This is a genomic window from Leifsonia sp. LS1 (genome assembly GCF_020521355.1).
Lineage (GTDB): Bacteria > Actinomycetota > Actinomycetes > Actinomycetales > Microbacteriaceae > Leifsonia.
Genome location: NZ_BPER01000004.1, coordinates 339,233 through 357,240, shown reverse-complemented (window position 1 = coordinate 357,240; position 18,008 = coordinate 339,233). Strand labels below are relative to the sequence as shown.

Annotated in this window: 16 protein-coding genes and 1 tRNA gene; 9 read left to right on the top strand and 8 right to left on the bottom strand. The window is 70.5% G+C overall.

Features of this window, described 5'->3' with window-relative positions; translation table 11 throughout:
• Positions 1-33 precede the first annotated feature (33 nt).
• The 4 genes from coaE to polA all read right to left on the bottom strand — a co-directional run bounded on the left by coaE (position 34) and on the right by polA (position 6,743).
• Positions 34-642 carry a dephospho-CoA kinase gene (gene coaE, locus LLS1_RS10105; protein WP_226655213.1) on the bottom strand — a complete coding sequence of 203 codons (609 nt, stop codon included), beginning with the start codon at positions 640-642 and terminating at the stop codon, positions 34-36.
• Between the two features lie 77 nt (positions 643-719).
• The gene (gene rpsA, locus LLS1_RS10100) at positions 720-2,162 is read right to left on the bottom strand and encodes a 30S ribosomal protein S1 (RefSeq protein ID WP_223356630.1); all 1,443 of its coding nucleotides are present in this window, start codon (positions 2,160-2,162) and stop codon (positions 720-722) included.
• Positions 2,163-2,365: 203 nt separating this feature from the next.
• Positions 2,366-4,039 (bottom strand): DUF885 domain-containing protein, encoded by a 1,674-nt coding sequence (locus LLS1_RS10095; protein WP_226655211.1) that lies wholly within the window; start codon positions 4,037-4,039, stop codon positions 2,366-2,368.
• A 31-nt stretch (positions 4,040-4,070) separates the two neighbouring features.
• Positions 4,071-6,743 (bottom strand): DNA polymerase I, encoded by a 2,673-nt coding sequence (gene polA / locus LLS1_RS10090; RefSeq protein WP_226655209.1) that lies wholly within the window; start codon positions 6,741-6,743, stop codon positions 4,071-4,073.
• 66 nt (positions 6,744-6,809) lie between these two features.
• Between polA and LLS1_RS10085 the strand changes: the two genes are divergently transcribed.
• A complete protein-coding gene (locus LLS1_RS10085) occupies positions 6,810-7,217 on the top strand; it encodes a hotdog fold thioesterase (RefSeq protein WP_223356644.1) in 408 nt (135 codons plus the stop codon).
• Between the two features lie 246 nt (positions 7,218-7,463).
• Here the strand turns inward: LLS1_RS10085 and LLS1_RS10080 are convergent, their stop codons facing one another.
• The gene (locus LLS1_RS10080; protein ID WP_025155760.1) at positions 7,464-8,069 is read right to left on the bottom strand and encodes an ANTAR domain-containing response regulator; all 606 of its coding nucleotides are present in this window, start codon (positions 8,067-8,069) and stop codon (positions 7,464-7,466) included.
• A gap of 38 nt (positions 8,070-8,107) precedes the next feature.
• On the opposite strand from LLS1_RS10080, the gene LLS1_RS10075 reads away from it, so the two are divergent.
• A tRNA-Leu gene (locus LLS1_RS10075) sits at positions 8,108-8,190 on the top strand.
• A 14-nt stretch (positions 8,191-8,204) separates the two neighbouring features.
• On the opposite strand, the gene LLS1_RS10070 is transcribed toward LLS1_RS10075, so the two are convergent.
• The gene (locus tag LLS1_RS10070) at positions 8,205-8,705 is read right to left on the bottom strand and encodes an FBP domain-containing protein (RefSeq protein ID WP_223356646.1); all 501 of its coding nucleotides are present in this window, start codon (positions 8,703-8,705) and stop codon (positions 8,205-8,207) included.
• 68 nt (positions 8,706-8,773) lie between these two features.
• On the opposite strand from LLS1_RS10070, the gene LLS1_RS10065 reads away from it, so the two are divergent.
• The 4 genes from LLS1_RS10065 to LLS1_RS10050 all read left to right on the top strand — a co-directional run bounded on the left by LLS1_RS10065 (position 8,774) and on the right by LLS1_RS10050 (position 12,304).
• A complete protein-coding gene (locus LLS1_RS10065) occupies positions 8,774-9,112 on the top strand; it encodes a co-chaperone YbbN (protein ID WP_226655207.1) in 339 nt (112 codons plus the stop codon).
• Positions 9,113-9,226: 114 nt separating this feature from the next.
• Complete coding sequence (locus tag LLS1_RS10060) at positions 9,227-10,246, top strand: LLM class flavin-dependent oxidoreductase (RefSeq protein ID WP_226655205.1); 1,020 nt, start codon at positions 9,227-9,229, stop codon at positions 10,244-10,246.
• Between the two features lie 189 nt (positions 10,247-10,435).
• Entirely contained in the window at positions 10,436-11,386 is a 951-nt protein-coding gene (locus tag LLS1_RS10055; RefSeq protein WP_226655204.1) for a hypothetical protein, read from the top strand.
• Between the two features lie 141 nt (positions 11,387-11,527).
• A complete protein-coding gene (locus LLS1_RS10050) occupies positions 11,528-12,304 on the top strand; it encodes an SGNH/GDSL hydrolase family protein (RefSeq protein ID WP_223356659.1) in 777 nt (258 codons plus the stop codon).
• 73 nt (positions 12,305-12,377) lie between these two features.
• On the opposite strand, the gene LLS1_RS10045 is transcribed toward LLS1_RS10050, so the two are convergent.
• A complete protein-coding gene (locus LLS1_RS10045) occupies positions 12,378-14,822 on the bottom strand; it encodes a phosphoketolase (RefSeq protein ID WP_226655202.1) in 2,445 nt (814 codons plus the stop codon).
• A 52-nt stretch (positions 14,823-14,874) separates the two neighbouring features.
• Here LLS1_RS10045 and LLS1_RS10040 point away from each other — a divergent pair, with 52 nt between their 5' ends.
• Genes LLS1_RS10040 through LLS1_RS10030 form a run of 3 tightly spaced genes read left to right on the top strand, consistent with a single transcriptional unit; the run spans position 14,875 to position 17,196 of the window.
• Positions 14,875-15,720 (top strand): alpha/beta fold hydrolase, encoded by an 846-nt coding sequence (locus LLS1_RS10040; protein ID WP_226655200.1) that lies wholly within the window; start codon positions 14,875-14,877, stop codon positions 15,718-15,720.
• Between the two features lie 10 nt (positions 15,721-15,730).
• Positions 15,731-16,315, top strand: a complete 585-nt coding sequence (locus tag LLS1_RS10035) for a GNAT family N-acetyltransferase (RefSeq protein WP_226655198.1) — start codon at positions 15,731-15,733, stop codon at positions 16,313-16,315.
• Complete coding sequence (locus LLS1_RS10030) at positions 16,312-17,196, top strand: DMT family transporter (protein ID WP_226655195.1); 885 nt, start codon at positions 16,312-16,314, stop codon at positions 17,194-17,196. The genes LLS1_RS10035 and LLS1_RS10030 overlap by 4 nt, the downstream gene beginning before the upstream one ends.
• A gap of 10 nt (positions 17,197-17,206) precedes the next feature.
• On the opposite strand, the gene LLS1_RS10025 is transcribed toward LLS1_RS10030, so the two are convergent.
• Positions 17,207-17,986, bottom strand: coding sequence for an ABC transporter permease (locus LLS1_RS10025; RefSeq protein ID WP_226655193.1), 780 nt, complete (start codon positions 17,984-17,986; stop codon positions 17,207-17,209).
• Between the last annotated feature and the right edge of the window lie 22 nt (positions 17,987-18,008).

Here is an 18,008-nt window from a genome sequence, read left to right as displayed (position 1 = left end):
CTGCTCTCGCTCAGAGCGGAACGCGCCCGGCGCTCACCCCGAGTCGCGCGACCGCAGCCGCTCCCACAGCGCGTCGACCTGCTCGCGCGTGTGCTCGAGGCTGCCGTCGGTGTCGATCACGACGTCGGCGATGGCGAGCCGCTCCTCGTCAGTAGCCTGCGCTCCGATGCGACGCTCGGCCTCGGCCCGGTCCATCCCCCGCAGGGCGACCAGGCGCTCGACGCGGGTCGGTGCGACGGCGTGGGCCACGACGACGAGGTCGAACGGGTACTCGTTGGCCGACTCGACGAGCAGGGGCACGTCGTAGACGACGATCGCGTCCGGATCCGCCGCCCCGGCCGCGGCGAAGCGCGCCGTGGACTCGGCGAGCACGGCGGGATGCGTGATCTCGTTGAGAGCGAGCCGCGACTCCTCGTCCGCGAACACGATCGCCCCCAGCGCCGGCCGGTCGAGGCTGCCGTCGGCCGCGATCACCCCGGGCCCGAACCGCTCGGCGATGGCCGCCAGGGCCGGCCGGCCGGGCTCGACGACCTCCCGGGCGATGCGGTCCGCATCCACGATCACGGCGCCGTGCTCGGCGAGACGGGAGGCGATGGTCGATTTGCCGGAGGCGATCCCGCCGGTGAGTCCGATCAGCTGCACGCGTCCAGCTTAACGGCCGGACGGCCGGCCCCCGAGGGGACCGGCCGTCCGGTGAGACATGCTCCGAGTGGACGGACTCAGTTGTTGGAGCTGAGCTTCTCGCGCAGGGCGGCGAGGGACTCGTCATCGGCGAGCGTGCCGCCGTTGCCGGTCTCGCTCGAGTAGGACGAGGTGCCGCTGTCGGCGGCGGCCTCCTCCAGGCCCTTGGCGACCTGGCGCTTGTGCGCCTCCCAGCGGGCCTGAGCGGCGGCGTACTGCTGCTCCCACTCGTCGCGCTGGGTCTCGAAGCCTTCCTTCCACTCGTTGGTCTCCGGGTCGAAGCCCTCGGGGTACTTGTAGTTCCCCTGGTCGTCGTACTCGGTGACCATGCCGTAGAGGGCCGGGTCGAACTCGGTGCCCTCGGGGTCGACGCCCTCGTTGGCCTGCTTGAGGCTGAGCGAGATGCGGCGGCGCTCCAGGTCGATGTCGATGACCTTGACGAAGACCTCGTCGCCGACCGACACGACCTGCTCCGCGAGCTCGACGTGCTTGCCGGAGAGCTCGGAGATGTGCACCAGACCCTCGATGCCGTCCGCGACGCGGACGAACGCACCGAACGGGACGAGCTTCGTGACCTTGCCCGGCGCGACCTGACCGATCGCGTGGGTGCGGGCGAACACCTGCCACGGGTCTTCCTGGGTGGCCTTGAGAGACAGCGAGACGCGCTCGCGGTCCAGGTCGACCTCGAGGATCTCGACGGTGACCTCCTGGCCGACCTCGACGACCTCGGACGCGTGCTCGATGTGCTTCCAGGACAGCTCGGAGACGTGCACGAGGCCGTCGACGCCGCCGAGGTCCACGAACGCACCGAAGTTGACGATCGAGGACACGACGCCCTTGCGGACTTGGCCCTTGTGCAGGTTGTTGAGGAACGTGGTGCGCGACTCGGACTGCGTCTGCTCGAGCAGGGCGCGGCGCGAGAGCACGACGTTGTTGCGGTTCTTGTCCAGCTCGAGGATCTTGGCCTCGATCTCCTGGCCCAGGTACGGGGTCAGGTCGCGGACGCGGCGCAGCTCGATGAGCGAAGCCGGGAGGAAGCCGCGCAGACCGATGTCCACGATGAGACCACCCTTGACGACCTCGATGACCGTACCGGTGACGACACCGTCGGCCTCCTTGATCTTCTCCACGTCGCCCCACGCGCGCTCGTACTGCGCACGCTTCTTGGACAGGATGAGGCGGCCTTCCTTGTCCTCCTTCTGGAGAACGAGCGCCTCGACGGTGTCGCCGACCTCGACGACCTCGGTGGGGTCGACGTCGTGCTTGATGGAAAGCTCGCGCGAGGGGATGACACCCTCGGTCTTGTAGCCGACGTCGAGGAGGACCTCGTCGCGGTCGATCTTGACGACGGTGCCCTCGATGAGGTCTCCGTCGTTGAAGAACTTCAGCGTCTTTTCGACCGCGGCAAGAAAGTCCTCTGCGGACCCGATGTCGTTGACGGCGACCTGCTTCGGCGCCTTGTCGGTCGTTGCGGTTGTCATGTAGTGGATGCTCCGTAATGGACAGAAATCAGGCCGGACGCGAACTCGAAGTCGTGTTTCCCGCGAACGGCAGGTGAATGTGGATGTCACACAAGTGACGGTCTAGTCTACCCAGCCGGAGGCGTGCGCAGCAACCCGCGCCGGAGACGCCACGGCCGGGGCGCGTCGGACGCGTCCCGGCCGTGGCGGCGGTTCCTCCCCGCTCAGTCGAGCAGCGCCGACTTCAGCGTGTCGAGACCGACGCCCCCGATGTCGAGGGCCTTCTTGTGGAAGGCCTTGATGTCGAACGCGGCGCCCTCGCGGCGCGCGTACTCGTCGCGCAGCTGCTCCCAGATGCGCTGGCCGATCTTGTACGACGGCGCCTGCCCCGGCCAGCCGAGGTAGCGGTTGACCTCGAACCGCACGAAGCCGTCGTTCATGTTGACGTTCTGGCCCAGGAACTCGAACGCGTACTCACCGGTCCACGGGCCCGAGCCGTCGGGCAGCTGCTTCTCGAGGTGCACGCCGATGTCGAGCACCACCCGGGCCGCGCGCATCCGCTGGCCGTCGAGCATCCCGAGCCGGTCGGCCGGGTCGTCGAGGTAGCCGAGCTGCTCCATCAGACGCTCCGCGTAGAGCGCCCATCCCTCGGCGTGGCCCGACGTGCCCGCGATGCGTCGCCAGGAGTTCAGCTGCGCCTTGTTGTAGGTCGCCTGGGCGATCTGCAGGTGGTGTCCGGGGACACCCTCGTGGTACACCGTCGTGAGCTCGCGCCAGGTGTCGAACTCGGTGACGCCCTCCGGGACGCTCCACCACATGCGCCCGGCGCGGGCGAAGTCGTCGCTCGGGCCGGTGTAGTAGATGCCGCCCTCCTGCGTCGGGGCGATCATGCACTCGAGACGGCGGATCTCGGTCGGGATGTCGAAGTGCGACTTGCCGAGCTCCTCGATCGCGCGGTCGCTGGTCTCCTGCATCCACTTCTGCAGCGCGTCGGTGCCGTGGAGCTTGCGGGTGGGGTCGCCGTCGAGGAAGGCGATGGCCTCGTGCACGCTCGCACCGGGCTTGATCTCCTTCGCGATGGCCTCCTGCTCGGCGACCATGCGCGCGAGCTCCTCGATGCCCCACTCGTAGGTCTCGTCGAGGTCGACGGTCGCGCCGAGGAAGCTGCGGGAGGCGAGCGCATACAGCTCCCGCCCGACCGCATCCTTCTCCGGAGCGTGGGAGGCGAGCTCGTTCTCCAGGAAGTCGGCGAGCTTCGCGTAGGCGCCCGCCGACTCCTTCGCGCCGGCGGCGAGGTCGGCGGCGAGCGACGCGGGCAGGTCGCCGCCGGCCGTCTTCGCTCCCGAGGTCAGCTCGAAGAAGAAGCCGGTGTCCGCCACCTGCTTGTTGGCCTGGGCGAGCACCTCACGAACCTGGCGGATGGCGGGCACGTTGCCGGCGGCGATGCCGCTGCGCAGGGTCTCGATGTAGCCGTCCATCGCGGCCGGGAGGTTGTGCAGGCGCTTCGCGACGTTGGCCCAGTCGTCCTCCGTGTCGGTGGGGACCAGGTCGAAGATGTCACGCAGCTCCTGCGCCGGCGACGCGATCACGTTGAGGTCGCGCTGGGCGAAGCCGGCCTCGTGCTTCTCGACCGTGAGCTCGAGCTCGCGGGTGAGGTCGAGCTTCGTGATGCGATCGATCTCGTCGACGGGCTCCGCGGCCCGGATGGCCGCGAGGGACTCCTTCACCTTCGCGACGGCGGTCTCGGCGCCGGCCGGCGAGTAGTCCGCGTACTCGCCCTCGCGGCCGGGTCGGCCGAGCCAGACATGGAACTCGGGGTACAGCTCGAGCTGGGTGTCGACCCACGCCTCTGCGATCGTGTCGATCGGCGTGGGTTCGCGCTTCTCTGCGTTCGTCATGCTCCGAGCCTAGCCGGGAGCACGCCACCGGTCAGTGGCCCGCGGCGTCCCAGTTGGCTCCGCGGCCCACCTGCACGTCGAGCGGCACGCGGAGGTCCGCGGCGCCGGACATCCGGGACTGCACGACGGCCGCCAGCGCATCCCACTCGCCCGGCGCGACCTCGAAGATGAGCTCGTCGTGCACCTGCAGCAGCATGCGTGACTGGAGGCCCTGGTCGATGATGTCGCCCGCGATGCCGAGCATGGCGATCTTCATGATGTCCGCCGCAGAGCCCTGGATGGGCGCGTTGAGCGCCTGACGCTCGGCGTTCTCGCGCAGCACGCGATTGGTGGAGGTCAGATCGGCGAACGGCCGGCGGCGGCCGAAGATCGTCTCGGTGTACCCGTCGACGCGCGCCTGCTCCACCACGTCGCGCAGATAGTCGCGCACCGCGCCGAAGCGCTCGAAGTAGCCGCCCATCAGCTGGCGGGCCTCGGCGGTCTCGATGCGGAGCTGCTTGGAGAGCCCGAAGGCGCTCAGCCCGTACGCCAGGCCGTAGGACATCGCCTTGACCTTCGTCCGCATGAGCGGCGTGACGTCGGCGGGCTCGACGCCGAAGACGCGGGCGCCCACGAAACGGTGGAGGTCCTCCCCCGCATTGAACGCCTCGATCAGGCCCGGGTCTTCGGAGAGGTGCGCCATGATCCGCATCTCGATCTGCGAGTAGTCGGCGGTCAGCAGCGTCTCGTACTCGGCGCCCGCGGTGAACGCGGAACGGATCTCGCGCCCCTCCTCGGTGCGGATCGGGATGTTCTGGAGGTTCGGATCGTTCGACGAGATGCGGCCGGTGGAGGTGCCGGTCTGGTCGTAGGTCGTGTGGATGCGGCTGTCGCCGGTGACCGAGCGCTCCAGGGTCTCGACGATCTGCTTGAGCTTGGTCGCGTCACGGTGCTGCAGCAGCAGGCCCAGGAACGGGTGCGGGTTCTTCTCCTGCAGGTCGGCGAGCGAGGCGGCGTCGGTCGAGAACCCGGTCTTGGTGGCGCGGGTCTTCGGCATCTGCAGCTCCTCGAAGAGCACCTGCTGGAGCTGCTTCGGGGAGCCGAGGTTGATCTCGTGGCCGATCTCGGCGTAGGCCTGGGCGGCGAAGTCGTTGGCCTTGTCCGTGAGCTGGCCGCGCAGTCGCGCGAGCACCGCGGAGTCGATGGCGACGCCGGTGAGCTCCATCTCGGCGAGCACGGCGACCAGCGGCAGCTCGATGTCGTCGAGCACGGCGCGGGTGCCCGGGTCGAGCGCGATCGCCTGCCCCTCCGCGACGCGGTGGATGTACCAGGCCTCGGTCGCCGGGCTGACGGCGTCGTTCATCGGGACGAGCTGGTTCGGATCGGAGACCGGGAGCGTCTCGCCGAGCACCTCGTAGACCTGCTCGGCGAGCGACTGCGGCGCGGCGCCGGGCTTCACCAGCCAGGAGGCGACGCGGGTGTCGAATGCGAGCCCGTCGACGACGAAGCCCGCGCGGCTCAACGCCTTGAACTGCGGCTTGGCGTGGAAGAACTGCTTCGGGGCCGGACTCGCGAGCCAGGCCTCCAGCGCTTCGTAGTCCTTGCGGTCGGCGACCCAGGGCACGTACACGGAGTCGTCGGCGGAGGCGAGGCCGAAGCCGGTGACGCCGGCCGGCCCGAGCTCGACCTGCACCGCGACCGGGGCGCCGTCGGCGGACGCCTTCGACAGCCAGTGCGCGAGCTCCTCGTCGACCAGCGTTCGCACGGCGGGCGCGCCGACCGCGCCCGCGTCTCCTGCGTCGACGACGGACGCGGAGCCGTCGAGCAGCCCCTCCTCCGCCGCCGTCTTCATCAGACGGTCGAGCAGCGTCTTGAACTGGAGGCGCGCGAAGATGTCGCGCACGGCGGCCTCGTCGAGCGGCTTGCGCTCCAGGTCGGCCGGACCGACGGGCAGCTCGACGTCGTCGAGGAGCTTGTTGAGTCGGCGGTTGCGGAGGGCGTTCTCCTTCTGATCGCGGAGGTTCTGCCCGACGACGCCCTTGATCTCGTCGGCGTGCGCCACGATGTTCTCCACCGTGCCGTACTGCTGCACCCATTTGACGGCGGTCTTCTCGCCGACTTTGTCGATGCCGATCAGGTTGTCGCTCGTCTCGCCGACGAGCGCCGCGATCTCGGGGTACTGGTGCGGCTCGACGCCGTAGCGCTCACGCACCGCCGCCGGGTCGTAGACCTTCAGCTCGGAGACGCCGCGGACGTTCGGGTACAGCAGCGTGACCTCGTCGGTGACCAGCTGGATCGTGTCGCGATCCCCCGAGACGAGCAGCACGCGGTAGCCCTCCTCCGCACCGCGCCGCGCCAGCGTCGCGAGGATGTCGTCGGCCTCGAAGTCCTCCTTGGCGATGGTCGTGATGTTCATCGCGTGCAGGGCCTCCTCGAGCAGCGGCACCTGGCCGGCGAACTCGGGCGGCGTCTCGCCGCGGGTCCCCTTGTACTCCGGGTACTCGCGGGTGCGGAAGGAGTAGCGCGAGATGTCGAACGCCACCGCGATGTGGGTCGGCTTCTGCTGCTGGAGCAGGTTGATCAGCATCGCGATGAAGCCGTGGATCGCGTTCGTGTGCTGGCCCTCGCGGTTGACGAAACTGTCGACCGGAAGGGCGTAGAACGCCCGGAAGGCCAGCGAATGGCCGTCGATGATCAGAAGGGTAGGCTTTTCGGAGTCTGACACCGGACCAGCCTACAAGCCGGCGGTGACACTCCAGGCGACGACCGACGACGGTGAGGGAAGGCCCAGATGACCGAGGACGCGCTCGCGTACGTGCAGCAGAGAGGACTCGGCGCACTGGCCGAGAAGATGGGCATCGAGATGCTCGAGTTCACGGTCGAGCGGGCTGTGGCGCGCATGCCCGTCGCGGGGAACACGCAGCCCGCCGACCTCCTGCACGGCGGCGCCTACGTGGTGCTCGGCGAGTCCCTCGGCTCGATGTCGGCCAACCTCTACGCGGGCGCCGGCCGGCTCGCCGTCGGCATCGAGATCAACGCGTCGCACACGCGCTCCGCGACTAGCGGATACGTCACCGGCGTCTGCACGCCGGTCCACCTCGGCCGCACGCTGACGACGCACGAGATCGCGGTGACGGACGACCAGGGGCGGCGCTGCTCCACCATCCGCATCACGAATCTCATCAAGGAGCTCGGCTGAGGCGGCTTCCGCCGCCGCGCCTCGTGACGAGCGCGGTCGTTCGGGACGTCTGCGTCCCGGCGCCGCGCCGCGCGCGTCCCGAACAGCAGCGCACGTTCCAAGCGGCAGTGATCGGCCGAGTGCGGTCGTCAGGGACGGCTGCGGTGCGGCGCCGCGCCGCAACTGTCCCGAACAGCAGCAGTCGCCCAGAGCGGCGACCGTCGGAGCGGGCGGCGCCGAGCGGGCGACCGCGGCAGCGCGGAGCGGCTACTTCTTGGCGGCGAGCTGCTCGATGATGGCCTGGGCCACGTCGTGCATGGTCAGGCGGCGATCCATCGACGCCTTCTGGATCCAGCGGAACGCCTCGGGCTCCGACAGGCCCATCTTCTCGTTGAGGAGGCCCTTCGCGCGGTCCACGAGCTTGCGGGTCTCGAACCGCTGCACCATGTCGGAGACCTCCGCCTCGAGGGCGATGATCTGCTGGTAGCGGGCGAGCGCGATCTCGATCGCGGGCAGGAGGTCGTTGGGCGTGAACGGCTTGACGACGTAGGCCAGCGCTCCGGCCTCGGTCGCCCGCTCGACGAGCTCCTTCTGGCTGAACGCCGTGAGGAGGACGACGGGCGCGATGTGGCCCTTCGAGAGGCGCTCGGCGGCCGAGATGCCGTCGAGCTGCGGCATCTTGACGTCCATGATCACCAGATCGGGGCGCAGCTCAGTCGCCAAGGCGACGGCGGTCTCGCCGTCTCCGGCCTCACCAACGACCTCGAATCCGTTGTCGCGCAGGGTCTCGACGATGTCGAGGCGGATCAGCGATTCGTCCTCCGCCACGACGACGCGGCGGGGGGCGGTTGGGGTGGTTTCCTGGTCAGTCACGCATGAAAGCCTACGGTATTGTTCAGGTGTTGTTGTGCGCCGCTGTGGCGGAATGGCAGACGCGGAGCACTCAAAATGCTTTGTCCGGAAGGGCGTGTGGGTTCGAGTCCCACCAGCGGCACGACGAACGGCCCCTCAGATGCGGGCTCCGATGACGGAGGCGGCGAAGCGCCGCGCGCGCTCGGCGAGACCGGCGATGCGGTCCGCGATGGCCGCGTCCACGTCGAACCCGATGAATTGCGGGGGCGGCGTGCGGCGGACGTTCACGCTGCACTCGAACTCTCCGCACACGTGAGTGCCGACGGTGTCGCCGTTGCGGCCCGCCTGGCCGGCGCGCCGCGCCGACCAGAAGTAGACGTCGCGCGGGTAGTGCACGTCTTGGCACCAGCCGCACATCGACGGCGCGTGCGATCGCATGGACGCTTCCGACGCGCGCAGCAGTATGCCGACCGGGCCCTCGTCGGTGGGGATGACGACGTAGCCGCGCTGCGGGAGCCGCGGATCACGCCAGCCGAGGTACTCCCGGCGCGACCAGTCGATCTCGTGCATACCGGGCGGCAGCGGCATGTCGTCGGCTTCGCTGCGCGTGCAGTTGACGAAGGACTCGCGGATCTGCTGTTCGGTCAGGCTCTCCATGTGCACCTCCGCGTTCCATGCTCGCACAGGTTGACCTTGCCGCCGGGGGCAGGGCTTAGCGTGCCGACATGACGACAACCGACAGCCTCATCCGCAGCGTCACCGACGCCTCCTTCGCCGCCGAGGTGCTCGCCGCGCCCGGCATCACGCTGGTCGAGTTCTGGGCGGAGTGGTGCGGCCCCTGCCGTGCCCTCGGGCCGGTGCTCGAGCAGGTCGCCCGCGACCACTCCGACGTCCTGCGGGTCGTGAAGATCAACGCTGACGACAATCCGCGCACCGCCGCCGAGTACCGCGCACTCGCCCTCCCGTTCATGAAGGTGTTCCGAGCCGGGGAGCCCGTCGGGACGATCGTGGGCGCGAAGCCGCGGCCGGCGATGGAGATGGCGCTCGCGCCCTATCTCGACTGAGCGGACCGGCGCCGCCCCCTCGGGTTGCTCCACGGCGCACGCGGCGCACAGCCGATCGGCCACGCCCGGCACACGAGGCGGAATACGGGAGAGCCGCTCCGCCTTGGACCCGGTGTGAAGAAGATCGGATTCCTCTCGTTCGGCCACTACCAGGAGGTGCCGGGCTCTGTCGTGCGGACGGCGGGCGACGCCCTCCGTCAGAGCATCGAGCTCGCGGTCGCCGCAGAGGAGCTGGGAGCCGACGGCGCGTTCTTCCGCGTGCACCACTTCGCGCCGCAACTGGCGTCCCCGTTCCCGCTCCTCGCCGCCATCGGCGCCCGCACCAGCCGCATCGAGATCGGCACCGGCGTCATCGACATGCGCTACGAGCACCCCCTGTACATGGCCGAGGACGCCGCGGCGGCGGATCTCATCAGCGAAGGACGACTGCAGCTCGGCGTGAGCCGCGGATCACCCGAGACCGCGCTGCGCGGGTACGAGTCGTTCGGCTACCTGCCCGACGGAGGCGAGACCGACGCGGACCTCGCGCGCCGCCACACCGAGCTGTTCCGCGCCGCGATCGCCGGTGCGGGCATCGCGCAGGCGAACCCGCAGATGACCGGCCGCACCGGCGCTCTCGCCATCGAGCCGCAGTCCCCCGGACTCGGCGATCGCATCTGGTGGGGTTCCGGCACGCGGCAGACCGCGGTGTGGACGGCGGAGCAGGGCATGAACCTGATGAGCTCCACCCTCCTCACGGAGGACACCGGCGTCGCCTTCTCCGACCTCCAGGCCGAGCAGATCCAGCTCTACCGCGATGCCTGGGCCACCGCCGGCTGGGAACGGGAGCCCCGCGTCTCCGTCAGCCGCAGCATCATGCCCATCGTCAACGACCTCGACCGCCGCTACTTCGGAGCCTCCGCCCAGGCCGACCGCCGCGACCAGGTCGGGCACCTCGACGGCGGCCTCGCCCGCTTCGGCAAGAGCTACGTCGGCGAGCCGGACGCCCTCGTCGAAGAACTGCGCACCGACGCTGCGGTGGAGGCTGCCGACACTCTGCTCCTGACCGTCCCGAACCAGCTCGGCGTGGATTACAACGCCCACCTGCTGGAGTCGGTCGTGACGCACATCGCGCCCGCTCTCGGCTGGCGCTGACGCCGCCGCGGCCTCCGTCGAGACGGCTCAATCTCGGGGCGAAGGCGCCGAGGAGGCCCACAATGGGCCTCTTCGGCGAACTCATTTGTACCCCGAACGGAGGCCTGTCCGGCCCACCTTTGAATGGAATACTGGCATTGCTGCACACCCGAATCGCAGCGACTCCGTGTTCCGTCCGAAGGGTGTGCCATGCGTGTTCCGCGACTCCGAGCATCCCTCCTCGGTGGCGCCGTCGCCCTCGCTCTGGGAGGCTCGCTGCTGATGACCGCAGCTCCCGCCTCCGCCGCATCCACGCCCTCCGCGAACCTCGCAGCCAAGGCGACCGGGTCCGCGATCACGAGCATGTGGGCGTGGGGCAACCCGATCGACCCCGCCGTCGACGCGCGCGGCCAGGGGGACCCGGAGTTCGCCCCCAAGGCGCTCGCCGCGTTCGCGAGCACCCACAAGCTCAAGACCGTGTACCTGTCGGTACCGTGGGCGGCGGACCAGGGTCCGTTCTCGAGCTGGCTGAAGGCGTCGATCACCGCGCTGCACAGGGCGGGCGTCACCACGGTGGCCGCGCTCGGCGGCGATCCGGCGTGGGCTGACGACCCCGACCTGGCGGCGACGTGGACGCGCGCAGCGCTGAAGGCGGCTCCGTTCGACGCGATCCAGTTCGACGTCGAGCCCTGGGTGGACGCGACCGAGGACGAGCTGCCCGGCATCGTCGACAAGCTCGCCACGATGTACGACGCGGCAGCGGACGCCGCACGGGCGGTCCCCGTCGGCGCCGACCTGCCGTGGTGGCTCGCTGCGAAGCAGAACCCCGCCGGCGGGACCCTCTTCGGCGAGCTCCTGCCGCACCTCGACTCCGTCGCGATCGTCGCGTTCGTCGACCACGCGCGCGGCGACGACGGGATCATCGCACTGGCGGGTCCCGCCGCACGCGAGGCGAGCGTGGCCAGGACGCCGTACAGCATCGGTGTGGAGACGGACTCCCCCGAGGTCGCCGGAGGTCCGGGAGCGACGTTCGGCGACGACAGCGCGGCCCTGCTCGAGTCGGAGACCGCCCTCGTGCGGTCCGCGTTCTCGTCCGTCTCCGGGTACGCCGGGGTGACGGTCGAGCACCTGCTCAGCTGGCAGGACCTGATCGCGAAGTAGGCGCAGCCGCATCGGCCGCGGCCCCGATCGCGGCGAGGTCGATCGTGGACACCGTCAGCATGGCCTCGTGGGCGCGACGCGCTCGCCGCCCCTTCGCGTCGCGGTGCGTCCCGTGGTACGCGCGGCGGGTAGCGTAGGCCTGTGTTCACCTCCTACATCGCGATCGGGGACAGCTTCACCGAGGGCGTCGGCGACGACCTCCCCGACGGGCGGGTGCGCGGCTGGGCCGACTTCGTCGCGCTCGGGCTCGCCGCCGCGTCCCCGGAGCCCGTCCGGTACGCCAACCTCGCCATCCGCGGCCGCAAACTCGGCCCGATCGTGGCCGAGCAGATCGGCCCGGCGATCGACCAGCACCCGCAGCTGGTGAGCCTCAACGGCGGCGGCAACGACATCATGCGACCACGGGTCGCGATCTCCGAGGTCGCCCGGATCCTGGTCGACGCGGCCGACCGGGTCACCGCGTCCGGCAGCCATATGCTCCTCCTGAGCGGCGCCAATCCCAGCGCCCACCTCCCGTTGGGCGGTCTCGTGCGCAGACGCGGCGACGAGCTCGCTCGCGAGGTGCGCGCGATGCTCCCCCGCGACGGCATCACGTTCGTGGACAACTGGGCCGACGAGAGCCTGGAGGACATCCGCTACTGGTCGGAGGACCGCCTCCACCTCAACGCGCTGGGGCACGCGCGGGTGGCGAGCAACGTGCTCACCGCGTTCGACGTGCCGGTGCCGACGGAGTGGGGCGTCGAGGAGGTCGCGGCGGCGCCCGCGGGGCCGCGGAGCCGCCGCACCGCCGACTACTACCGGCGCTTCGTGCTCCCCTGGGTCGGCCGCCGCCTCACCGGCCGTTCCTCGGGCGACGGCCGTGCGGCGAAGATCGCCGAGCTCACCGTCGTCGACCCGGCGAGCGCCCAGCCCCTCTGACCCTCGGCGGCCCCGTCCGGCCGACAGGATGCGACCCCGCCGTGTCCGTCAGAGCAGGAGATCGTGAGGCGTCTCAGTCGTTGTCGCCGCCCGTGGAGTCGAGGCGCGCCCCGCCCGCGTCACCGCCCCACCCCCACTCGGCGACGACGGGGATGTCCTCGCCGTGCTCACGTGTGTACTGGCGGGCGGCCAAGCGCGCGTCCTGCATCTCCTGCCGGAAGGCCGTCTCCCGCGCCGCGAGCCCCGGGACGCGGTCGAGCACGTCGATCACGAGGTGGTACCGGTCGAGGTCGTTGAGCATCACCATGTCGAACGGCGTCGTCGTGGTGCCCTCCTCCTTGTAGCCGCGCACGTGGAGGTTGTTGTGGCCGGCCCGGCGGTAGGTGAGTCGGTGGATGAGCCAGGGGTAGCCGTGATAGGCGAAGATCACCGGCTTGTCCGTCGTGAAGAGCGCGTCGTACTCGCGGTCGCCCAGGCCGTGGGGGTGCTCCCCCTCGCTCTGCAGGCGCATCAGGTCGACGACGTTCACCACCCGCACCTTCAGCGAGGGGAGGCGGTGGCGCAGGATGTCCGCCGCGGCGAGCACCTCGAGCGTCGGGATGTCTCCCGCGCAGGCGAGCACCACGTCCGGCTCCTCGCCGTCCACTTCCGTCCCGGCCCACTCGAACACGCCGATGCCGCGGGTGCAGTGGGCGATGGCCTGGTCCATCGTGAGCCAGTTCGGCGCGGGCTGTTTGCCGGCGACCACCACGTTGACGTAATCGGTGGACCGCAGGCAGTGGTCGTAGGTCGAGAGGAGCGTGTTCGCGTCGAACGGCAGGTACACGCGCACAACGTCCGCCTTCTTGTTGACGACGTGATCGATGAAGCCCGGGTTCTGGTGGGAGGCCCCATTGTGGTCCTGCCGCCACACGTGCGAACTGAGCAGATAGTTGAGGGAGGCCACCGGGCGCCGCCAGGCGATCTGCCGCGAGCTCTTCAGCCACTTGGCGTGCTGGTTGAACATGGAGTCGACGATGTGGATGAACGCCTCGTACGACGTGATGACTCCGTGCCGTCCGCTCAGCAGATAGCCTTCGAGCCAGCCCTGGCACTGGTGCTCGCTCAGCATCTCCATCACCCGGCCGCTGGGGACGAGATGGTTGTCCGCGTCGATGGGCCAGTACTCGGCGTTCCACTGCTTGCCGGTCACCTCGTAGACGGCCTGGAGGCGGTTGGACGCGGTCTCATCCGGTCCGAACAGCCGGAAGTCCTCCGGGTTCTCCCGCATCACGTCGCGGAACCACTCGCCGAGCACGCGCGTCGCCTCCGCGACCGAGCCGCCCGGGGCCGGGACGTCGACCGCATAGTCCCGGAAGTCGGGCAGCCGCAGATCTTTGCGGAGGAGGCCGCCGTTCGCGACCGGGTTGGCGCTCATGCGCCGCCCGCCCTGCGGGGCCAGGGCGGTGACAAGAGGCACCGGCGCGCCGGTCTCGTCGAACAGCTCTTCCGGCCGGTAGGACGTGAGCCAGCTCTCCAGCAGCCGGGTGTGCGCCTCCGTGTCGCGCGCGTCCGCGAGCGGCACCTGGTGGGAGCGCCAGTTGTTCTCAGCGGGATGCCCGTCGATCTCGGGCGGACACGTCCAGCCCTTGGGGGTGCGGAGGACGAGCATCGGCCAGGCAGGACGGGCGTCCAGCTCCCCCGCCGCCGCGGCGCGCTTGATCGCGGCGATCTCGTCGAGGATGAGGTCGAGTTCGGCGGCCATGCGTTTGTGGACCTCGCGCGGGTCCTCGCCGTCGAATCCGCCGGACACCAGGTGTGGCGTGTAGCCGTAGCCCCGCATGAGGTCCATCAGCTCGCTCTCCGGGATGCGCGCGAGCACGGTCGGGTTGGCGATCTTGTACCCGTTGAGGTGCAGGATGGGCAGCACGACGCCGTCGGTCACCGGGTCGAGGAACTTGTTGGAGTGCCACGCGGTCGCCAGCGGGCCGGTCTCCGCCTCGCCGTCGCCGACGACGGCCGCGACGAGCAGGTCCGGGTTGTCGAACGCGGCGCCGTACGCGTGCGAGAGCGAGTAGCCCAGCTCCCCGCCCTCGTGGATCGATCCGGGCGTCTCCGGAGCCGCGTGGCTCGGGATGCCGCCGGGGAACGAGAATTGCCGGAAGAGCCGGCGCAGCCCGTCCTCGCTCCGGTCGATGGCACTGTAGACCTCACTGTAGGTGCCGTCGAGGTAGGCGCTCGCGACCACGCCCGGGCCACCGTGCCCGGGACCCGCGATGAAGATCGTGTCGAGGTCCCGCTCCTGGATCACGCGGTTGAGGTGGGCGTAGACGAAGTTGAGACCCGGCGTGGTGCCCCAGTGGCCCAGCAGCCGCGGCTTGATGTCGTCGCGCGACAGAGGCCGCCGCAGGAGCGGATTGTCGAGGAGGTAGATCTGCCCGACCGAGAGGTAGTTGGCGGCACGCCACCACGCATCCAATCGGTCGAGGGCCTCCTCGCTCAGCTCGGTGCGGTCGATGGATGCGGTGGATTCGCTCACAGTCTCTCCCCTCGTGGGAATCCTACGGCGGGGCCGCTCCGAACAACAGGACGTGGAGAAGATCGAGGTGAACACTCCGTGCGGCCCGGTCGCGGTGCGGCGCACGGAGCGGCGCGGACGCACCGCCACGGTCCTGCTGCACGGCGCCGCCGGATCGTGGACGACCTGGCGCGCGGCCATCGACTCCGCCGAGAGCGGCGGCGACGTCTCGGACCTCGTCGTGCCTGATCTCCCGGGCTGGGGGGACTCCCCCGCCGATGTCGACACGCTCGACGCGGCTGGTCTCGCCGCAGCGGTCGCAGCGACCGTGCGCGCGCTCGGCTATGAGCGCTGGCGGCTCGTGGGGCATTCCCTCGGCGGATTCGTCGCCCTGGAGCTGGCGGCGCAGGAGCCGGAGGCGACCGAGTTGGTCGTCCTGGTGTCGGCGACGACGTTCGGCGGGCAGGGCGACCGGCTCGGCGCCGTGGAGTTCGCGCGCCGTTACCCGGCGCTGCTCGGTCTCGCCGCAGCGATGCGCGCACTGGACGCGCTCGGCCCCGCGGGGATCCGTTTCGTGCGCGTCCTCGACCGGATCGGCCTCCTGCGCACCCTCACCGCGCCGCTCTTCGGCCGGCGCGTGCCGGATGCCGTGACCGAGCTGGCCCGCGATCTGCGCCCCGCCGCCTTCCTCCGGGCCCTCGCCTGCGCACGCCGCTACCCGGCCGCGGAGCGTTGGCGTCGCGTGCGCTGCCCGGTCCTCGCCGTCCACGGCGACCACGACCTCTTCTCGCCCGCGTCGGACGACCTCCCGCTGTCGCGCCTGCTGCCGCAGCTGCACTCGACGGTGCTCCCGGCGACGGGGCACTTTGCACACGTCGAGCACCCGAGCCTCCTGGCGGGGGCGCTGCACGCGCGGTAGCGTCGGTCGCATGGTGCACGAGGTGGTCATCCGGTCGGCCGACGCGAGCGCGTGGGAGGACGTGCGCACGGTGTTCGGCACCGTCGGGGATCCCGCCGGCTGCTGGTGCCAGTGGTTCAAGCTCCCGCGCGCAGCGTGGGACGCCGGCTCCCGCGACGACAAAGCGGAATCGATGCGCGCGCAACTCGAGGAAGGATCGACCGGGGTGATCGCCTTCCTCGACGGGGAACCCGCGGGATGGGCGGCCGTCGAGCCGTTCGCCGCCTACCCGGCGTTGAGCCGGTCGCCCATCACCCGGCGGCAGACCGAGGACCCCGCCGACCCGTGGGCGGTCACCTGCTTCGTCGTGCGCCCCGAATTCCGCCGTCGCGGGCTGGCGGGCGAGCTCCTGGCCGGCGCCGTCGAGCACGCGCGCGACCGCGGCGCGACCGTCGTCGAGGGCTACCCGGTCGACACCGAGGCGCGGCCGACGCTGTCGTCCGCCGAGCGGTACCACGGCACGGTCGCGCTCTTCCGGGCGGCCGGCTTCGAGGTCGCGCGGCGCCCGTCGGCCTCGCGGGCGATCATGCGCCGACGGCTAAGCTCGGCGGAGTGAACTCCAGACGCGATCGGGTCGTCGGCGCCGGCACCCAGGTCGCCACGGAGGTCAGCATCAACTTCGGCTCCGCGATCGCCGGCCTGCTCATCCCCGTCGTGGGAGCGGTCGTCGTCGTGGCTGCGCGTCAGCTCGTCACGGCCGTCGCCGTCCTGCCGTTCTACCGGCCGAAGCGGGCGGAGCTGACCTGGCGCAGGCTGTGGCCGGCGCTCGCACTCGGCGTCGTCCTCGCGGCCATGAACCTCAGCTTCTACGAGGCGGTCGGTCGCCTCGGGCTCGGCATCGCGGCCACGATCGAGTTCCTCGGCCCGTTCGCCCTCGCCCTGCTCGGATCGCGCCGCGTCCTCGACGGGGTCTGCGCGCTCGCCGCCGCGGCGGGCGTCGTGCTGCTCACGGCGACGGAGGGCGAGCTCGACCCGCTCGGCGTCGTGCTCGCCCTGACGGCCGCCTCCGCGTGGGCCGCGTACATCCTGCTCACGCGCCGTGTGGCGACGCGTCTGCCGGGGCTGGAGGGCCTCAGCGTCGCGAGCGTGGTCGCGACCGTGCTCACCGTGCCGATCGCACTCGTCGTGATCGACTACGCCCGTGTCGACTGGGGAGTGCTGGGGCTGCTCCTCTCGCTGGGCGTGCTGTCCTCCGCTCTTCCGTACAGCCTGGACACCTTCATCCTCCGTCGCATCACGCCGCGCCTGTACGCCATCATCACCAGCTTCGGCCCGGTGGTCGCCACGGTCTTCGGTGTGGTCGTGCTGGGCGAGCGTTTCGCCCTGATCCAGGTCGTGGGCATCGTCGTCGTGTGCGTCGCGGCGGGCGTCAGCATCGCGACGCAGCGGGAGAAGCCGCGCTCGGACCTGGAGGCTGCGGCGGAGGGGATGCCGTAGCCCGCGACAGCTAGGAGAGGATGTCTTTCGTCGTGAACCGCCCGATCGCGAGCGCGCCGAACACCGCGATGTAGCCCAGCTGGAGCAGGGCGTTCTGGCCGAAAGCATCCCAGGACATCGGGTCCCGCAGCAGGTCGCCGAACGCGAGCCAGTAGTGGGAGAACAGCCACGGGTGCAGGTCGGAAAGCTGCGGCAGCTGATCGAGGACCTGCGACACCACCGCCAGCACGGCGGTGGCGGCCATGGCGCCCACCGGGACATCGGTCAGGGTGGAGAGGAACAGCCCGATGGCGCACAGCCCGAGCAGCGACACGACGACGTACGCGGCGATCAGCAGCAGCCTCCCGAACGCGTCCGCGACGCCGACCGTCGTGCCGGAGAGCAGGGTCACCGGGCCGATCGGGAAGAGCACCGCGCCGATCGCCGCGCCCGCGATCGCCACCGTCAGCGCTGCTGCCACGCAGAACGCGGCCGATCCGGCGTACTTCACGGCGAGGAGGCGCAGACGGCCCGCTGGGGCGATGACGAGGTAGCGCAGGGTGCCGTGACTCGCCTCACCCGCGATCGTGTCTCCGGCGACGACGCCGATCGTGAGCGGCAGGAAGAGCGGCATGCACACCACCAGGGCGGTGAAGGCGACGAAGAGCCCGTTGTCGGTGATCTGGCTGAGGAACCCGGGACCCCGGCTCGACCCGCCGGTGATGCGCACGGCGACGGCGATGAGCACGGGAACCGCCGCGAGTGCGGCGAGCATGGCCCAGGTGCGCAGCCGCCGGAAGAGGACGGACATCTCGGAACCGAGCAGTCCCCAC